We start from the raw sequence: 17,173 nt of genomic DNA, 5'->3' as shown, positions 1-17,173 counted from the left end.
GGCTATCCCTTGGTGTTCTCGGCGACGTCGCTCTTGGTGATCTGGGTGAAATCAGCCAGACCGTTCCAGGTCAGCTGGGCCGTCACACCCGGCCCGACGCCCCCGGCAGCGGTGTAGTCCCAAAGCGGGATCACCGGGAGATCGTGCAGGAGGATTGCCTGGGCCTGATTGACCAACGCATACGACTGGTTCGGATCGAGCGCCCGTTCGGCCTCGGTCAGCTTCGCGTCGAAAGCCCGTGAACTGTAGACCGGATCGTTGGAGCCCGCGCCGGTCACGAACTGGGGCTGAAGGAACTCGATCATTGACGGATAGTCGCCCTGCCACCCGCTTCGGAACGCGGTCCGAATGGTCCACTTGGTGATTTCGTCCCGGACCTGCTTGAACGTCGGCTGCGGAGCGCCGTGCGCGTCGATGTCGAGCGTGTTCTTCAACTGGTTCGATAACGCGTCAACCCACACCTGGTGATCGCCGTCGGAGTTGTACGCGACCTCGAATGATCCCGACCACGGCGCGATCCCGTTAGCCTGCGCCCACAGCTGCCTGGCTTTGACCGGATCGAACTTCAGCACATCATTGCCCGGGATGTTCGGGTCCCAGCCCGGTAACGACCGGGCGGTGAAGTCCTGCGCCGCACCGCGGGCGCCGCGGAAGATCGCCTTGATGATCTCGGGCCGGTTGATCGCCATCGAAATCGCCGCGCGTCGTAGCCGCCCCTCCTCGCCGCTGAAATGCGGCAGGTAGTAAGGGATTCCGAGCTGCAGGTTCTGGGCGGTCGGTTTGGTCAGTGCCCGGCTCCCGAGCACTTTCTGATAAGTGCCCAATGCACTCACCGGCACCGTGTCGAGTACGTCGAGGTTGCCGGACTCGAGGTCGGTGTACGCGGTGTCGAAGCTGCTGTAGAAGATGAAGCTCAGGCCACCGTTCTTCGGCTTGTCCGGACCCTTGTAATTCGGGTTGCGCACCACGTCGAGCTTGACGTTGTGCAGCCAGGCGTCCGGGCCCTTCAGCATGTACGGGCCGTTACCGACGGGATGCTCGCCGAACTTGGCTGCGCCCTCGGTGAAGAACACATCGGGCAATGGCTTGAATGGCGTAAACCCGAGCCCCAGCTTGAAGTCGATGTTGGGGCTGGTGAGGCGCACCGTGAAGGTGTAGTCGTCGACCACCTTCAAGCCCGACATCTCTGTCAGCGGGGAACCCTCGGCAGCGACGGCGTCGTATCCCTCGATCGGCGAGAAGAAGCTCTGCTGCAGCTGTCCATTGACCGTGGCCGCACCGAAATTCCATGCGCGGACGTAGTTTTCGGCCCGCACCGGGGTGCCGTCGGTGAAGGTCCAGTCCCGTACGAGGTGAACCGTGTAGTGCTGGTTGTCGGTGGTGTCCACGGACTCCGCGTTCGCCAACACCGGCGCGCCGTCGGCGGTGTAGCTATAGAGCCCCGTGAACAACGAATCGACGACGCGCCCTCCCATGTTCTCATTGGTGTTGGTGGGCACCAGACCGTTCTGTGGTTCCCCGCCGTTGACGGTGATGATCGCGTCCGGGCCGGTGCCATAGTTGCCGCGGGCGCCTTCCAGGCTGCACGCCGACGCGGCGAGCACCGCGCCCGTTACCGCCGCGCACAATGACCTTGCTGCCCATTTCACTGTGAACCCCCGATCGCGAGCCTTCAACATTCCCACAGCTTGATTCCGTCGGCCAGGCGAGGAACATTAGGTGAGCCGAAAGCTCGCCGAGACGCAGCGCAGTTAGTCGAGTTCCGCGACGAGCAGCCGATAGCCGAGGTCCAGTTCAGGCAAGTCTTGGAGATGTGAGTACTTGAGGGCCCAAGCGCCAGTGTTCAGGTCGATGACCAGAAGCGAAAGTCCTTCTTCCAGTTGACGATTCGGTGTAAGCGGCCAGCAGTGGGACGTCGATTCGGTCAGATACACGATCGGTCACCGGCACGCAGGCACAGCGCCCGTGGATGTCCCGATCCAGCTAGCCCACGGTGTGAAGCTGATCAGCCGCTCGCAGGTATTCGCCGCCGACGAGGCCGCCGAACTGTTCTATACGTATCACACAACCGGGGACATCCCCGACGGGTACGCGCTGCAGCCGGTTGAGGGGTACCGGGCAGATGGCAACACCGTGGACCTCAGCGACGCAGCGGTCAGGTAGACCAGGTTTAAAGATCCGGTGGCGGGTTTCGTCGTTAGATCGTTGTAATCGGCTCCGCCGCAATCGGTTTTGGTGCCAGCTCTCTTCGCCAGAACTGCATTTGGGGGAGCGTCGACGCCCGGCTTGGACGTGTTCGTCAAACCGTGTACGGGTTGCGCAGCACCACAGGTGAGTTCGAGATCATCGCCACCCCTCTGTCCTGCTATTCGACAAATGTGGCGGAACCTCGCCGCTTGAGCCGCGAGCGAGCACCAATTGCTAAGTATAACAACAGATTTCCCGTTTCCCGGGCCTGGATTGACCTCAGCGCCCACTTGTCGGGCCGGCTGATTGGTGGGCCGGTCGTGCTGTGTGCGCAGGCGATACGCGAACGACCTCGTTCGGCCACGCAACCCGAGGAAGACCCAAATAGGTGCATTGATGGGGTCGCGGGTGGATTTACGATTGGGTGTATGGCGGGGGTGTTACGGGTGGATCCGAAGGCACTGCGTGATGCTGCGCGGGCGCAGACAGAGGTAGCGACGTTCATATCGACGATGGCGGTACATGAGTCGATGAGCAGCGCTGGGGAGGGAGTGTCTGGGCTCCATAGTGAGTCCGGGTGCCGACTAGTGGGCGAGTTGTTCAATGTGGCGGTTACGGCGGCGCACGAGGAGTTGGCGTCACATGCGGGCAAGTTGTCGACGGCCGCTGACAGGTATCAGCGAGCCGATAAGGAGATCGGTGAGCGCTTGGACCGGCTCATCCGGTGATCGTCTGTGCCGCTGTTCAATCGGCTGTTGCTGAGGCCCGGGGGCGCTGATGGCGGTGACGGTGCCGCAGGTGGAGGCGTCGCGGCCGGAGTCGTTGACTGAGTCGGCAGCTGAACTGGGTGGCAAGGCGTCGCGGCTGGCCGGCCAGATCGACGCGCAGCGCGCCACGATCGATGGGCTGCGGGGGAGCTGGCAGGGCACCGCTTCTGATGCTGCGGTCGCCAAGGTGCAACCGACGATGGCACGGATGCAACAGATCCACGATGCCCTCGGCCGTGCGCAGGCGGTGCTGCAGGCTGGCGGCACACAACTCTCAGCGGACCGGATCAACGTGGTCAATACGGTCAGTCAGCTCACTGGTCAGGGCTGGCAAGTCTCCCCTGACGGCACGGTCGGGGTCCGTCCGGGCAGCCCACTGGACCAATACGCCAAGGCCAGCACCGTCAACGAGATGAAAGTGCTCCAGCTCGCGGCGACCAACTCCGTCACGGTCAAGACGCTGTTGGCCCGCTTCGACACCACCGATCGGCAGCTGAGCCAGAATCTACGCACCGCAGTTGGCGGCCTGGACGGCTCGCCGGCCAAACTCGGCATCGGCGACCTACCACAGGACACGCCACCCTACGACGACGGCTCGCAAATCCCGACCAACAAGAGCCCCGAGGACGTCAAGAAGTGGTGGGATTCGCTGCCGCCGGACAAGCAGGCCGAACTGCGCGACAAGTGGCCCGAGAAATTGGGCAACCTCAACGGTGTTCCGATCGTGGACCGGGACAAGGCCAACCGGAAGGTCTGGGAGCGCGACCTCCACCTGCCCGACACGATCGCGGAATCGCGCGGAGTGACTAGGGATGAGGTTCTCGCGCACCCTGAGCTCTATGGGCTGACCGGCCCCACGATGGATCGCTATAAGAATGCCTGCAAAATCCAAGACGCGTTCAACAAGGACGCCACCGCGAGGGACGCCGACCGCAATGCGCCCGAGATCTTCCTGGTCAAGTACGACCCCGAGGCGTTCGGCGGCAAGGGTTCGGCCGCGATCGCGCTCGGTAACCCCGACACGGCGAAGAACACCACGGTAATGGTGTCCGGCTTCACCACCTCCGTGGCCGGCGACACGATGGCGGACGGCAGCGCCGTCAATATGTACAACGAGGCGAACAAGGCGGATCCAGGCAGCTCCACGGCAGTATTGCAATGGATGGGGTATGACGCTCCAGGCCTGGATGCGAGAGGCGTGGGGGTAGCCGAGCCGTTCATGGCTCGTGACGGCGCCCAGATTCTTGCTGCGGACGTCAATGCGTTGGCTGTCACGCACGAGGGCGCGCACTCGCACACCACGGTGATTGGTCATTCATATGGGTCGACGACGGTGGCCGATGCGGCGGCCGGATACGGCATGCGCGCAGACGACGTCGTCCTGGTCGGCTGCCCAGGAACGGATCTCGCCAAGTCGGCCGCCGATTTCCACCTGCCGCCCGGTGGCCACTTATATGTGGGGGCGGCCTCGTCGGACCCCGTCACGAATTTTGGGCAGGAACATATCAACGTGCCCGGCGTCGGGTTAGGGGCCGACCCTGCCATGGATGGGTACGGTTCCACTCGGTTCCACGCAGAGGTACCGGGCGTCAGCATAAATCCGATCCATGATCACAGCGAGTACTTCACGCCTGGATCGGAGTCGTTGTTTAGCATCGCCGACATTGTGTCGGGGCACGGTGACGCGCTCGAGCATGACGGCATGACCGCCGGACACCGACACAAGACGTACTTCCCGCCGATTCCGGGGTCGCCCATTCCCCCGGTAGTCGATCCGGAGTTGGTACGCGTTCCCCACAACGACCATCGCCATAAAGGGAAAGATGGCTAGCGATGAACCCAAACCGACAGGGAGAGATGACGATTGACACGCCTACGTGTTTCCGCGGCGCTGCTCGCGCTGCTGGCTGTGACTGGGTGCTCTGATTTCGTGTTGAATCCGATCTCTCCGCAAGAAGCGCGCCGCCAGGTCATTGACGTCTCCCGCCAGGTGATTACCGATCTGGGCGCGGACGTCGCTGACGCATCGTTCGTTTACGATTCCTGCAACGACTACGGCAAATCGCCATTCCGCGGTCACGTCAGTATGGGTTTGTGGATGCCCGGGGCCGACCGGTCCCGTGAAGTGACTCCTGAATCAGTACTAACTCAATTTCGGGAACGCGGTTGGCAGACGGACCCCGACTTCCATTCACACGCCGCCACATTCAAGCGCGATGGCGTCGATGTGCAGGTATGGGTGATACCGCCGCCCAAGCCCAACCAGCCACCGGTTGCGCATGTGAGCATCGACGTTCTCGGCGAGTGCCGCGACAATTTCGACCACCGAAGCGACGGGACTGCCACTAAGTCGACCGATGTCAAGGGAGAGCTCACGTCCGGATAGCGCGCGCTCGGCTGTCGGGTAGTGCTGGCGCAACCCTCACTTTGGATTTCGCCGCACAGGCTATCGACAACGACAGCCAGGTCACCGCCAAGCGCTCGAATAACGGTGGAGCCGCCACGCCGTGTGAAACGCGCGAGCCGGAAGACTCGGTTCTGTCACCGGCGTCTGATGCGGGCGCCAGTGACAGAACCGCCGCCGTCACCGAGTGGCCAACTCATACCCCCTTTAGACTATTCTTATACATCGCTTATTTTTCTTAATTATGGGGTACTGTCGTACGGGTGTCGGCAGCTGGCACGCGGTCGCCGCGCGGCCCGTCGTTTTGAAACCCTTTGGGAAGCAGCGACTTCGTTCCAGAACTCGCCAAGCAGATAGGGGCATTGCTCGTGCTGGAGACCGCTTATCGTGACGCTCGCCAGCGTATCGGCGCCCTCGCTCGTGAACTCAGTGCCGAGCAGTTGCGCACACCGGTACCTGCGACACCCGACTGGACGGTCCACGACGTGCTGGCGCATCTGGTCGGGGGTGCGGCCGATGTGGCCACTGGCAGGCTCGACGGCGCCGGAACCGATCAGTGGACTAGGCGGCATCTGCAGGAGCGGCGACATCGGCCGATCGATGACCTGATGGCCGAATGGGACCGCGCCGGACCCGCTGTAGAAGCAACGCTGACCAGCGCGAAGCTCACCGGACCCAACCTCGCCGCCGACGCCATCTGCCACGAATCGGACCTTCGCGAGGCACTCAGTCTGGGACGCGTGGAACGCGAACATTGGCAGCCGTTTCTGGAAACGATGATGCGGCTTACGCGTCTGCGTGCGCGTCATTCGCCTGCCCTGCTGATCGAGGATGACCGTGGGCAGCAATGGCATTGCGGTTCGGGTGAGCCGACCAGGGTCGTGCGCGTGGACGGCTATGAGCTGTTACGCGCCGCCTACAGTCGACGGTCCCGACGTCAGATCGCCGCATGGAACTGGGCTCCGACGCCGGACACCCAGGTAATCGAGGGATTCGGTTTCTTCGGACCCCGCGACGACGACCAACCGATTCCCCTGCCGCGAGCGGACAATGCCGGATAGGTCGGATGCCGCCACGGCAGCGATCGTGCGATCCGGGCCGGTGCGCTATGCCACCACAGAGCGCTTCGGGGCGCCGCGACCGGCCCGTGCTAGTGCAGGGGAGTCCAGCGGCCAGCTCTGTCCTCAGCTGCCCGGGCGTCTGGCCTCGGTCATGGGTATACCGAAAACCGCACTGCCACAGAGTGAAGACTGCCTCAACCTTGCGATTGCTTCACCCCGTCTTGACGGTCGCCGACCGGTCATGGTGTTCCTTCACGGTGGAGCATTCGCCAGCGGCGGCGGGCTGCTTGACTGGTACGACGGATCAGCCCTGGCCGCCGATGGCGACGTCGTTGTGGTCAGTGTCAACTATCGCCTCGGCGCGCTGGGCTATCTGTGTCTGGACGGCGTGAGCGAGGGAAACCTGGGCCTGCTCGACCAACTCGAAGCGCTACGTTGGGTGCAGCGCAACATCGCCGACTACGGCGGGGACCCGACAAATGTGACGGTATTCGGGCAATCCGCTGGGGCGGTGTCGATCTGGCTGTTGATGCAGATGCCCGCCGCCCGTGGGCTGTTCCGCCGCGCAATCATGCAGAGCGGACCCGGAGCCGATATCGCTCGCCCGAGACAACCAGCAGAAGCCATCGGTGCACTGTTCGCCGAGCTGCTCGGCGAAGACCCCCGAACCGCTACCGTCACTGCGCTTCTCGAAGCCCAGAAGAGAACTGTCGCGACCCTGACTCAAACCGGTGCCACCGCCATGCCCGCTTTCTACCCGACCTCAGGAACCGAGGCCGGGTGCACCTTAGGTGACAGCATCACCCAGCACGTCTCGGGTATCGACGTGATCTGTGGCTGGAACGCCGACGACGTGTCCGCTTTCACCGGCTCCGGGTCACACGTAGCCGCCGCGACCAATCACCTTCTCGCGGTACCGACAACCGAACTCGCCGCGCAACTCAACGCCGCCGGTGCCCACGCATCGACCTACCGCTTGGATTGGCGACCGACCGGATCCGCATTCGGGGCCACTCACTGTCTTGAACTGCCGCTGCTGCTGGGAACGCGACAAGCGTGGGAGCCCTGCCCGATGCTCGGCAACACGTCGTGGGATCAGGTCGAGTCGTTCGGGCGACCGCTACGACAGGTATGGGGTCATTTCGCCCACACCGGCGAAATCCACACTGCGGCGGCGGAATCGATACCACTGCAGTGGAATCCGCCTCTGACGGGTGCGTCGTGACCAAGATGGCCCGCTTGGTCCCGCGGTGCGCGGAATATCCCGACGAGTCGATTGGGGAGATTGCATGCGCGACCACGAGGTGCTGATCGTTGGCGGCGGCCCGACCGGGTTGATGCTCGCCGGTGAATTGACGCTCGCTGGTGTCGATGTCGGGGTGCTCGAACGACGCATCGACCGAGACCTGGCCGGCTCTCGGGCCGGCGGGATGACCCCACGCACTCTGGAGGTGACGGATCAGCGTGGAATCGTCGATCGTTTTCTGTCCGAGGGCGTGGTTGGCCAAAACGCCCACTATTCCGGCATTTTCTTCGATGTCTCGGACTTGCCGACACGCCACAACTACGGGCTGGCCCTACTCCAATACAGAACCGAGAGCATCCTCGCCGACTGGGTCACCGAGCTCGGATCGACTATCCACTACGGATGCGAGGCAACGGATTTCATCCAAGATGCCCAGCACGTTGAGGTCTCCGTAGCCACGGGCGAGAAATTTTGTGCCACATACCTTGTCGGCTGCGATGGTGGACGAAGCCAAGTCCGCAAAGCCGCGGGTGTCGCTTTTCCCGGCTGGGATGCGTCGACCAGTTGCTTGGTCGCCGACGCCGAACTCACCGAAACCCCGCCCTGGGGATTACACCGCGACCCAGCGTTTCACTCGTTCTTCACATTCGACGGCGAAGACACGATTCGCATCATGGTCACCGAACCAACAACCGCCAACACCGGCGAACCCACGCTCGAAGACCTGCGTTCAGCGCTACACACGGCCCGCGGCACCGACTACGGACTACGCAGCGCCGCTTGGATTTCCCGCTTCACCGATAGCACCCGCCAAGCCAGCTCCTACCGCGACCGGCGCGTCCTACTGGCCGGCGACGCAGCCCATATCCACTTCCCAATCGGAGGCCAAGGCCTCAACACCGGAATCCAAGACGCAGTGAACCTGGGATGGAAGCTCGGCCAAGTCGTCAAAGGAATCTCCGACGCGAACCTGCTGGACACCTACCACGCCGAACGCCACCCCGTCGCCGCCGGCGTGCTGCACAACACCATGGCTCAAAGCGTCCTCAACGGGCCCGGGCCGCGCGTCGAAGCGCTACGCGACACCATGGCCGAGCTGCTCACTCTGGGTACACCGCGGCAGCGGATCGCGGCGATGATGTGCGGGCTGGACATCCGCTACGACCTCGGCCAAGAACACCCACTGATGGGCCGCCGCGTACCCGACCTCGACCTGCACACCGCGGACGGTCCTACCCGGCTCTACACGCTGCTGCACGATGCCCGCGCGCTACTTCTGGTTTTCGGTCAGCCCATAAATGTCGATATGGCTCGCTGGACGCATCGGGTCACTGCCGTCGATGCGCAGGCTGCTGATGCCTGGACGATCCCCGTCATCGGCGAGATAACCGCCCCCGCAGCGTTACTGGTACGACCTGATGGCTATGTTGCGTGGACCGGAGACCATCGCGGGATCGGACTGCACGAGGCGCTCAATCGGTGGTTCACCTGACTACCCGCCGCATGAGTGCAGGGCGCTCAGAGCCGGAGCCGACGACGTACAGATCGGACTGCGGACGAGAGACAGCGGGCGGCGGCTTTCCGTTGTTCGCGGCAAAGGGTGGGCCGCGGCGTCTCGGATCTCAAGAACCCGGGTGTTCAGTTCTTGTCTCACTGCCGCCTGGCATACACCGCCTGAGCTCCGCCAGGAGACGAGGCGGACACCCTGTCGAGGGCGCTCAGCTGTTGGTGGCCTGAGCAGGACGTTTGGCGTCGATGTAGACCAGGGCGCCGGCCCGGTGTTGTGTAGTGGTGGTCAGTCCAGCGTCGGTGAACCAGCCCCAAGCCTCGGACAACGTCGCGGGCGGGCCGAAGACCCCGAACCGTCGACCGAACGTCATGAAGGCATCGCAGCGCCGCAGCTGACCGTGAAGCGCAACGTCAGCGATCACGCGGCCACCGGGCCGCACACACCGCGCCAATTCCCGCACCGCTGCCGCCGGATCGGGAAGACAATGCAGACCGCTGAAGCACACGACAAGATCGAACTCGCCGTCGCCGAACGGCATGCCGGTGACATCGCACTCGACGAACTCCACCGTCGCATTGCCGCCGGCACCGGCGTAGCGACGGGCGCGGGTAAGCATCGCCGGGGAGATGTCCGCCGCCACGTAGCGCACCCGCTGACCCGGACACAGCCTGCGCAGGGTGATCCCACCACCGCACGGCACATCCAGGATCGACGAGCCGTCAGGCATGACGGCCACGGCATCCATGGCACCCAGCAATCCGAGCGCATCGTCCCCGACGATCAGACGCAGGTACCCGTCGGCCACCCATTGCCGTTGCATCGCCCAGTCATAGAACGCCCCCACCGTCGCGGCGAACCACCGATTTCCCCAGGCACCACTCACCATTCGCCCCTCTCGTACAGCAGACCGGCTGCCGTAGTTGTCTGGTCATTACGATGCGGGCATGGTCGTCGGTGCGCTTCCAGAAACGTTCGCCCTCGATGACCGGCCCGTATGTTGGCTGTCATTGGGCGCCACCATCTATCTCGGTCCGCCACTGGACCTCAGCGGCCACGCCCGCATGGTGGGCGCCCTCATCCTTGGCATATCGGGACCGCTGACGATGACAACCGACGGCCAGTCGGTGCGTGCCCGGTCGGTGTTCATCCCAGCACAAGCGGTCACGCAAATAGTGCAGGTGCCGGAGCGGGTAGCAGTGTGCACCTTCGATCCCACGGCCACACGAGTGGCGCACTGCACACACGGGATGCGCGAGACCGGCAAAGGCCTGTACACCGGCCACCGCAATGAGCGCATCCTCATCGAGATGCTCACTCAGGACGTCTTCAACCCCTACCGGATTCTGCAACAACTCGGGGTGTCCTCGCCCAGTACCAGCCGACGGGTCGACCCACGGATCACTCTGCTTGGCGAGCAGGTCCGCAGAGATCCGCAGACTACACTCAGTGCATCGGAAGCTGCTGCGACAGTGAGCCTTTCACCGTCCTACTTCCTTACCCTGTTCGCCGCCGAGACCGGAACCACGTTCCGCAGGTACCGGCTATGGGTCCGGCTGATCCACGCAGCAACGGCAGTTGCCGATGGAAAATCCCTGACTCAGGCCTCGGCCGACGCGGGATTCGCCTCGCCGTCGCATCTCAGCGACACGGCTCGCGCGCTTCTCGGCGTCTCCACGACAGCCGCACTCGCCACCGGAGCGCGGCTACTGGTTGACTGACTCTCACATGGAGTTGCGGTACAGCAGTGGGCTGGACAGGTCGTCGTTGTCGATGACGAAGTCGGCGGCTTGGGCGGGGTTGACCTCGCCGATGTACATGCGCGACGCCGCGTGATAACGGTCGGCGTAGCGCTGCTGCGCTTCGGCGTGACCGCCGAATTGCTCTGCGTCGCGGTCAGTTCCGCGTCGCAGTGCTTCGTCGAAGCTGGTGTTGACAAAGATCACGACGTCCCAGTTTTCGCGATGGTGGCGTTGCATGAAGCTGCCGTCGACAACGAGGACGCTGCCAGGTGCGGCCAGTTCTACGGGTTCATCGATCGAGGTGTCGGAGGCGAGGTCGATGATGCGGCGGCGGAATGCACGGTTCCCGTTGGGTCCGAGCGGCTTGAGCACATGCTGGTTGAGGGCGTCGAAGTCGTAGGCGTCGTCGTAGTAGCCCCGCGCGGAATCCTTGCCCTGGCGGTAACGGTGTTCACGCCGGTGGTGGAAGTCGTCCATGCGGATCCGGATCACCGGATGTTCTCGCTCGGCTATGGCGGAGGTCAGTTCGTTGCCGAGGGTGGTCTTGCCTGAGGCGGTGATGCCGTCGATCGCCACACGGAGTGGATGGTCGCCTTCCAGCGCGATCAACGATTCAGCCAGGCCGCGCAGCATGTCGGATCGCAGGTTCACGTCATCGGATACTAAAGGGCGTCATGGCCGATATCTCTGGCCGCGGGCCATACCTGGACTTGGTTACCGACTGCGGTATCCGGTCGTGGCTCCGGTTCGATGCCCGCCTCCCGCAGAAGCTTGACCACAAAGCCCGTCTTGGCCGCGGTGTAGGCGTCTCGGTCCGTTCGATGTTTCTGTGCCAGATAGCGTTTGAGTTCTGCGTACTGCTCACGCGCTGACGCGTCTGTATGCAGTCGATCGCGGAACGCGATCAACTCCCGTAGATGGGGGTCGTCGTGCTCGATGAGATAGAGATGATGCGTTCGAGCATCAGGCTGCGGGCGCAGGAACCAGAGTCGCCACGACCGGTTCGGATCGGATGGCCACGACATCCAGCCAGCCAACCCCAGTACCGGCATCGCACGACGCGCTTCGACTAAGGATCTGACCGGAGCGGCGACGTCGATGATGGGCTTGGCTGCCAGGCCGACCACGGCCGTCGATCCGACATGATGGATAGAGCCGTGCAGCCACGGCTGCAGCTTCAGTGCCAACTGGTCACGCTGCTCGGCGAACTCCTCTGCCCAGGCGGCGTCGTACCGTCGGATCTGTACCGATGCGTCCCCCACCTACTCAGGCTAGTCGCGGGTCAAGTCCAGGGACGTGGTGTATGACGTCGTCGTGTGATTCTTCGAGGTAGTTGGGTCAGGCGGGCAGTGCCGCGGGGGTAGCCTCCTGTTCGGTTGGGGTGTCGTTGACGGTGCGTGATTTGCTCAGAACGTCGAGGCCGAGGTAGCGCCGCGACTCGGCCCATTCGTCGTGTTGTTCGGCCAGCACTGCTCCGACGAGACGGATCAGGGCCGCGCGGTCGGGGAAGATGCCCACGACGTCGGTGCGCCGGCGGATCTCCTTGTTGAGTCGTTCCTGGGGATTGTTGCTCCAGATCTGGCGCCAGATCTGCTTGGGGAACGCGGTGAACGCCAGCAGATCCGGCCGCGCCGCTTCGAGGTGATCGGCGACATTGGGCAGCTTGTCGGACAATGCGTCGATGATCCGATCATATTGAGCAGCAACGGATTCAGCGTCAGGTTGGTCGAACACCGAGTGCAGCAGGGTGCGCACCCAGGGCCACGAACTCTTGGGAGTGACGGACATCAGGTTGGTCGTGTAGTGGGTTCTGCAGCGCTGCCACGCCGCTCCGGGCAGGGTGGCCCCGATGGCGGCGACCAGCCCGGCGTGGGCGTCGCTGGTGACCAGTTTGACCCCGGACAGGCCGCGGGCGGTCAACGACCGCCAGAACGTCAACCAGCCCGCCCGTCCTCAGCGGTCGTGACATCGATTCCCAGGATCTCGCGGTAGCCCTCGGCGTTGACCCCGACGGCGATCAGGGCGTGCACGTTGACCACCCGGCCGGCTTCACGCACCTTGAGCACCAGAGCGTCCGCAGCGACGAACGTATACGGGCCGGCATCGAGCGGCCGGGTCCGGAACGCCTCCACGGCGGCGTCGAGTTCCTTGGCCATCACCGACACCTGCGACTTCGACAACGACGTGATGCCCAGGGTCTCGACCAGCTTGTCCATCCGCCGCGTCGAGACACCAAGCAGGTAACACGTCGCCACCACCGTGGTCAGGGCCCGCTCGGCGCGTTTACGGCGCTCCAGCAGCCAGTCCGGGAAGTAGGATCCTTGCCGCAGCTTCGGGATCGCAAGATCCAAAGTCCCTGCACGGGTGTCGAATTGACGGTGTCGGTAGCCGTTGCGGGAATTGGTGCGCTCAGCCGAGCGTTCGCCGTAGCCGGCACCGCATAGGGCGTCGGCTTCGGCGCCCATCAGGGTGTGGATGAACGTGGCCAGCAGCTCGCGCAGCACGTCGGGATGGGCAGTGGTGAGTCGTTCGGCCAGCACAGTGGGCAGATCGATATTGTGGGCAGTGGTCATCGCGTCGATTCCTTTGCTCGAGTGACTTTGGACGGTCTCTCGAAGAATCACGCGATGACCTTCAATCACTCGGCTACGACACGCCGGTACCGCTGATCAGGTCCGACTCGTACACCACCTTGATGGACGCAACCTAGTCGCGCACACACCTCAGTCTCGGTTCTGGAGATTCGACGAAGCGCGGTTGGGGTACCCACACTTCCGCGCAAGTGGGCGATAAGCGTTGTCGATTCCATGGTGGGGATCGGGCGCGGGGATCTACGCGGACAAGTCCCTGGCAACCCTGATTCACCACACCAACAAGGTGAACCCCCACAAAACAAAAAGGTCACGACCTCTTTCGAGTTCGTGACCTTAATGCCGACAGTTCGTAGAACTGCAGTTGAGTGGGCGAAGGGGTGTCGTGAGTCACGACATAGGTGACAGATGAGTCGGGTCATGGGTTACACCTGGAACGACACTCGATGAGTCGCGTCATAGGTGACAGTCATGACTCATGTCGAAAGCCCGCGTGGTGGTGTTGGAAGTCGTCTCAGGGCATCTGTCGGTCAGCGCCGCCGCCCGCGATTACTCGATGTCCCGCCAGCACATCTACCGCCTCCTCAAGCGCTACCGCGACGGCGGCCTCGACGCGGTCGAACCGCGGTCGCGGCGTCCGGCCAGCAATCCCCGCGCGGTCAGCGATGAGGTCATCGCCGCGATCGTGCTGCTGCGCGAGAAGCTCACCGCCAACGGCCTCGACGCCGGGCCGGTGACCCTGCAAACGCACCTGGCGCAACAACAGCTCCCGGTGCCCTCGACCTCCACCATTCGCCGCATCCTGCACCACCACGGCCTGATCACCCCGCAGTCACGCAAACGCCCCAAACGGTCCTTCCGGCGGTTCGCCGCCGAACAGCCCAATGAATGCTGGCAGTCAGACTTCACGCACTGGCCTCTGGCCGACGGCACTGACACCGAGATCCTCAACTGGCTCGATGACCATTTCCGATATCTGCTGTACTGCACCGCATTCGGCAGTGTCAGCGTCACCGAGGTCGTGGCCAGCTTCACTACCTTGATCTGCACCCACGGGCTGCCCGCATCCACCCTGACCGACAACGGATCGGTCTACACATCACGATTCACCCACGGCCACAACGACTTCGAACGACTCATCGCCACCCTGGGAGTCAGGCAAAAGAACGGCAGCCCCGGACACCCCCAAACCCAAGGCAAAATCGAGAGGTTCCACCAAACACTCAAACGCTGGCTCGCCGCCCGCCCCCGACCAGCGACCCTGGCCGACCTGCAATGCCTGCTCGACGAATTCACCGTCATCTACAACACCGCCCGAGTGCACCGCGCATTGCCAGCGGCCACCACCCCCGCGCAGGCCTACACCACCCGACCCAAAGCCACCCCGACCGGCACCGTCGAACACTTCCGCATCCGCCACGACACCGTCGACCAATTCGGCAAACTCACCCTGCGCCACGGCAGCCGCCTGCACCACCTGGGCATCGGACGCCGCCACGCCGGCACACCCGTGCTCATCCTGGTGGCCACCAGCACCGTCACCGTGATCAGCACAACCAGCTACACCCCGATCGCCGACCACCACATCAACCCCGACCGAAACTACTGGCCCCACCAACAAAAAACCCCGGCCAAAAGGCCGGGGTTCTCTGTAACCGATGACTCGACTCATGTGTAACCCATGACTCGACTCACCACATTGAGTGGGCGAAGGGGGACTTGAACCCCCACGTCCCGAAGGACACTGGCACCTGAAGCCAGCGCGTCTGCCATTCCGCCACTCGCCCCAAACAACTGGGAGAGAGTATCACCACCCCCACCCCCGGCTCCAAATCCACCGTTGACCACCGGCTTCTGCCCAATCCGGCTCGTCGAAACCGCGAAATCGCGCGGGGCAGCGCTCCGCGTGCCGGCTCGCGACTCCCTGACCAGCACCTTTGGAATTCTCACGATTCTGTTGGTCACGTATTCCAAGGTCAGGCCGATAGCATGCGTAACAGTGGTGTCCGCATTTATTGCGCACGTCACATCAGGACCACCGAGACGAAGCGAGGCAGGGGTACATGGGTCTGGTCGACCGGATCGAGCGCAAGCTCGAGACCACGGTCGGAGACGCTTTTGCCCGCGTCTTCGGGGGGTCCATCGCGCCCCCTGAAGTCGAGGCCGCATTACAGCGGGAAGCAGAATCCGGTGCCCACGATGTCGGTGGCGGCCGTATTTTGGCACCGAACCAATACGTCATTACGCTCAGTTACACCGATTTCGAGAAGGTGAACGCCGATCCTGACCTCACACCCAGTGCTTTTGCCAAACACCTCGAGGGATTCGTCCATGAGCGGGGATGGCAAACGTATGGTGAGGTGGTCGTCAGGTTTGAGCCGTCACCTGGCCTTCATACCGGCCAATTCCGCGTCCACGGCGCGGTCAACCCCGACTCAACCGCCGGGCCACCGCGGCCGGCACCCAGCGACCGCGTGCACACCGCAGAACCAGGAGTACCAACGATGACTGACAACCCGACCCACCGCCCCGGCCAGGGACAGGGCCAGCCAGGCGACGAGTACGACTACGGACGGCAGCCCGACGAGCAGCAGCGCGGTCAGCAGTACCCCCAGGACCCGAGCCAGGGCGGCTACCCGCAGCCGGGTTACGGACAGCAGGGCGGCTACGGACAGCCCCCGCAGGGTGGCCCCGGTTACGGACAGCCAGGCGGTTACGGACAGCCGGGTGACCAGGCCGGTTACGGCGCGGGCCCGGCCGGATACGGCCAGGGCGGCTACGGCGGCCCCCAGGGTGGTCCTCCCGGACCGCCGCCCGTCGGTCCGCAGGGCGGCTACGGCCAGCCCGAGCAGGGCTACGGCCAGCCCAACTACGGCCAGCAGCCCGACCAGGGTTACGGCGGCCAGCAGGGCGGCTACGGCCAGCCCCCGCAAGGTGGCTACGGCCAGCCTGACCAGGGCTACGGTCAACCGGCTGGCCAGCAGGGCGGCTACGGACAGCCCCCGCAGGGTGGCTACGGCCAGCCTGACCAGGGTTACGGTCAACCGGCTGGCCAGCCCCAGCAGAACTACGGTCAGCCGAGCTACGGCCAGCCTTCGGGCCAGGGCGGCTACGGCGAGCAGAACTACGGCCAGCCGCCGCAGGGTTACGGTCAGCCCCCGGCCGATCAGGGCTATGGTCAGGCCCCCGCGGACCAGGGCTACGGCCAGGCCCCGGCCCCGGCGGCCTACGGCGAACCGGGTTACGGCGCCGCCGCCGGCTATGCCGAACCCGACTACGGCCAGCCGGGCGGCTACGGCGGTGGCTACGGTGCGGCCGGCGCAAACATCACCCTGCAGCTGGACGACGGCAGTGGCCGCACTTACCAGCTGCGCGAAGGCGCGAATGTCATCGGTCGCGGCCAGGACGCCCAGTTCCGCCTGCCCGACACCGGCGTCTCGCGTCGTCACCTCGAGATCCGCTGGGACGGGCACACCGCGCTGCTGTCGGATCTGAACTCGACCAACGGCACCACCGTCAACAACGCCCCGGTTCAGGAGTGGCAGCTGGCCGACGGCGACGTCATCCGGGTGGGTCACTCCGAGATCGTGGTCCGCGTTCACTGAGCCCGGTTTCCGTCACCGGCCGGATGATGTGCACACCGGCCGGTGATCGCCAAAGTATCGTGA

Annotated in this window: 15 protein-coding genes, 1 tRNA gene and 1 pseudogene; 10 read left to right on the top strand and 7 right to left on the bottom strand. The window is 64.0% G+C overall.

From position 1 onward, the window contains the following. Positions 1-2: 2 nt before the first annotated feature. Positions 3-1,679: a peptide ABC transporter substrate-binding protein gene (locus tag G6N59_RS17015; protein ID WP_407665707.1), complete on the bottom strand. Its 1,677-nt coding sequence runs from the start codon at positions 1,677-1,679 to the stop codon at positions 3-5. Positions 1,680-1,751: 72 nt separating this feature from the next. After that, positions 1,752-1,934, bottom strand: a complete 183-nt coding sequence (locus G6N59_RS17010; protein ID WP_138227989.1) for a hypothetical protein — start codon at positions 1,932-1,934, stop codon at positions 1,752-1,754. A gap of 31 nt (positions 1,935-1,965) precedes the next feature. On the opposite strand from G6N59_RS17010, the gene G6N59_RS17005 reads away from it, so the two are divergent. The 7 genes from G6N59_RS17005 to G6N59_RS16975 all read left to right on the top strand — a co-directional run bounded on the left by G6N59_RS17005 (position 1,966) and on the right by G6N59_RS16975 (position 9,157). Beyond that, positions 1,966-2,163, top strand: a complete 198-nt coding sequence (locus G6N59_RS17005) for a hypothetical protein (protein ID WP_138227988.1) — start codon at positions 1,966-1,968, stop codon at positions 2,161-2,163. Between the two features lie 452 nt (positions 2,164-2,615). Continuing rightward, entirely contained in the window at positions 2,616-2,915 is a 300-nt protein-coding gene (locus G6N59_RS17000; RefSeq protein ID WP_138227987.1) for a type VII secretion target, read from the top strand. Positions 2,916-2,964: 49 nt separating this feature from the next. Further along, positions 2,965-4,785, top strand: coding sequence for an alpha/beta hydrolase (locus G6N59_RS16995; RefSeq protein ID WP_234884004.1), 1,821 nt, complete (start codon positions 2,965-2,967; stop codon positions 4,783-4,785). Between the two features lie 99 nt (positions 4,786-4,884). Beyond that, a complete protein-coding gene (locus G6N59_RS16990; RefSeq protein ID WP_138227986.1) occupies positions 4,885-5,340 on the top strand; it encodes a lipoprotein LppJ family protein in 456 nt (151 codons plus the stop codon). Between the two features lie 386 nt (positions 5,341-5,726). Then, positions 5,727-6,419, top strand: a complete 693-nt coding sequence (locus G6N59_RS16985; RefSeq protein WP_138227985.1) for a maleylpyruvate isomerase family mycothiol-dependent enzyme — start codon at positions 5,727-5,729, stop codon at positions 6,417-6,419. Continuing rightward, positions 6,409-7,644: a carboxylesterase family protein gene (locus tag G6N59_RS16980; RefSeq protein ID WP_138227984.1), complete on the top strand. Its 1,236-nt coding sequence runs from the start codon at positions 6,409-6,411 to the stop codon at positions 7,642-7,644. Before G6N59_RS16985 ends, G6N59_RS16980 begins: the two co-directional genes overlap by 11 nt. 64 nt (positions 7,645-7,708) lie before the next feature. Then, entirely contained in the window at positions 7,709-9,157 is a 1,449-nt protein-coding gene (locus tag G6N59_RS16975) for an FAD-dependent monooxygenase (RefSeq protein WP_138227983.1), read from the top strand. 226 nt (positions 9,158-9,383) lie between these two features. On the opposite strand, the gene G6N59_RS16970 is transcribed toward G6N59_RS16975, so the two are convergent. Then, complete coding sequence (locus tag G6N59_RS16970) at positions 9,384-10,058, bottom strand: class I SAM-dependent methyltransferase (RefSeq protein WP_234884003.1); 675 nt, start codon at positions 10,056-10,058, stop codon at positions 9,384-9,386. Between the two features lie 61 nt (positions 10,059-10,119). On the opposite strand from G6N59_RS16970, the gene G6N59_RS16965 reads away from it, so the two are divergent. Further along, positions 10,120-10,893 carry a helix-turn-helix transcriptional regulator gene (locus G6N59_RS16965; RefSeq protein WP_138227981.1) on the top strand — a complete coding sequence of 258 codons (774 nt, stop codon included), beginning with the start codon at positions 10,120-10,122 and terminating at the stop codon, positions 10,891-10,893. Positions 10,894-10,896: 3 nt separating this feature from the next. Here the strand turns inward: G6N59_RS16965 and G6N59_RS16960 are convergent, their stop codons facing one another. The 3 genes and pseudogenes from G6N59_RS16960 to G6N59_RS16950 all read right to left on the bottom strand — a co-directional run bounded on the left by G6N59_RS16960 (position 10,897) and on the right by G6N59_RS16950 (position 13,487). Beyond that, a complete protein-coding gene (locus tag G6N59_RS16960) occupies positions 10,897-11,565 on the bottom strand; it encodes a nucleoside/nucleotide kinase family protein (RefSeq protein ID WP_138227980.1) in 669 nt (222 codons plus the stop codon). Positions 11,566-11,576: 11 nt separating this feature from the next. Next, a complete protein-coding gene (locus tag G6N59_RS16955) occupies positions 11,577-12,176 on the bottom strand; it encodes a GrpB family protein (RefSeq protein ID WP_234884002.1) in 600 nt (199 codons plus the stop codon). A gap of 76 nt (positions 12,177-12,252) precedes the next feature. After that, a pseudogene (locus G6N59_RS16950) lies at positions 12,253-13,487 on the bottom strand (IS256 family transposase). A gap of 496 nt (positions 13,488-13,983) precedes the next feature. Here G6N59_RS16950 and G6N59_RS16945 point away from each other — a divergent pair. Next, positions 13,984-15,183 carry an IS481 family transposase gene (locus G6N59_RS16945; RefSeq protein WP_163911383.1) on the top strand — a complete coding sequence of 400 codons (1,200 nt, stop codon included), beginning with the start codon at positions 13,984-13,986 and terminating at the stop codon, positions 15,181-15,183. Between the two features lie 26 nt (positions 15,184-15,209). On the opposite strand, the gene G6N59_RS16940 is transcribed toward G6N59_RS16945, so the two are convergent. After that, positions 15,210-15,292, bottom strand: a tRNA-Leu gene (locus G6N59_RS16940). Between the two features lie 276 nt (positions 15,293-15,568). On the opposite strand from G6N59_RS16940, the gene G6N59_RS16935 reads away from it, so the two are divergent. Continuing rightward, positions 15,569-17,110 (top strand): FHA domain-containing protein, encoded by a 1,542-nt coding sequence (locus G6N59_RS16935; RefSeq protein WP_138232340.1) that lies wholly within the window; start codon positions 15,569-15,571, stop codon positions 17,108-17,110. Positions 17,111-17,173 lie beyond the last annotated feature (63 nt).

Source organism: Mycolicibacterium aubagnense (genome assembly GCF_010730955.1).
Taxonomy (GTDB): Bacteria; Actinomycetota; Actinomycetes; order Mycobacteriales; family Mycobacteriaceae; genus Mycobacterium; species Mycobacterium aubagnense.
The sequence above is the reverse complement of the archived record's forward strand: the minus strand, read 5'-3'. Positions and strand labels throughout refer to the sequence as shown.

Bases quoted from the DNA above. Each gene is read 5' to 3' on its own strand.
- G6N59_RS17015 (WP_407665707.1), bottom strand. From the start codon at position 1,679: ATGTTGAAGGCTCGCGATCGGGGGTTCACAGTGAAATGGGCAGCAAGG.
- G6N59_RS17000 (WP_138227987.1), top strand. From the start codon at position 2,616: ATGGCGGGGGTGTTACGGGTGGATCCGAAGGCACTGCGTGATGCTGCG.
- G6N59_RS16995 (WP_234884004.1), top strand. From the start codon at position 2,965: ATGGCGGTGACGGTGCCGCAGGTGGAGGCGTCGCGGCCGGAGTCGTTG.
- G6N59_RS16980 (WP_138227984.1), top strand. From the start codon at position 6,409: ATGCCGGATAGGTCGGATGCCGCCACGGCAGCGATCGTGCGATCCGGG.
- G6N59_RS16975 (WP_138227983.1), top strand. From the start codon at position 7,709: ATGCGCGACCACGAGGTGCTGATCGTTGGCGGCGGCCCGACCGGGTTG.
- G6N59_RS16965 (WP_138227981.1), top strand. From the start codon at position 10,120: ATGGTCGTCGGTGCGCTTCCAGAAACGTTCGCCCTCGATGACCGGCCC.
- G6N59_RS16945 (WP_163911383.1), top strand. From the start codon at position 13,984: ATGTCGAAAGCCCGCGTGGTGGTGTTGGAAGTCGTCTCAGGGCATCTG.
- G6N59_RS16935 (WP_138232340.1), top strand. From the start codon at position 15,569: ATGGGTCTGGTCGACCGGATCGAGCGCAAGCTCGAGACCACGGTCGGA.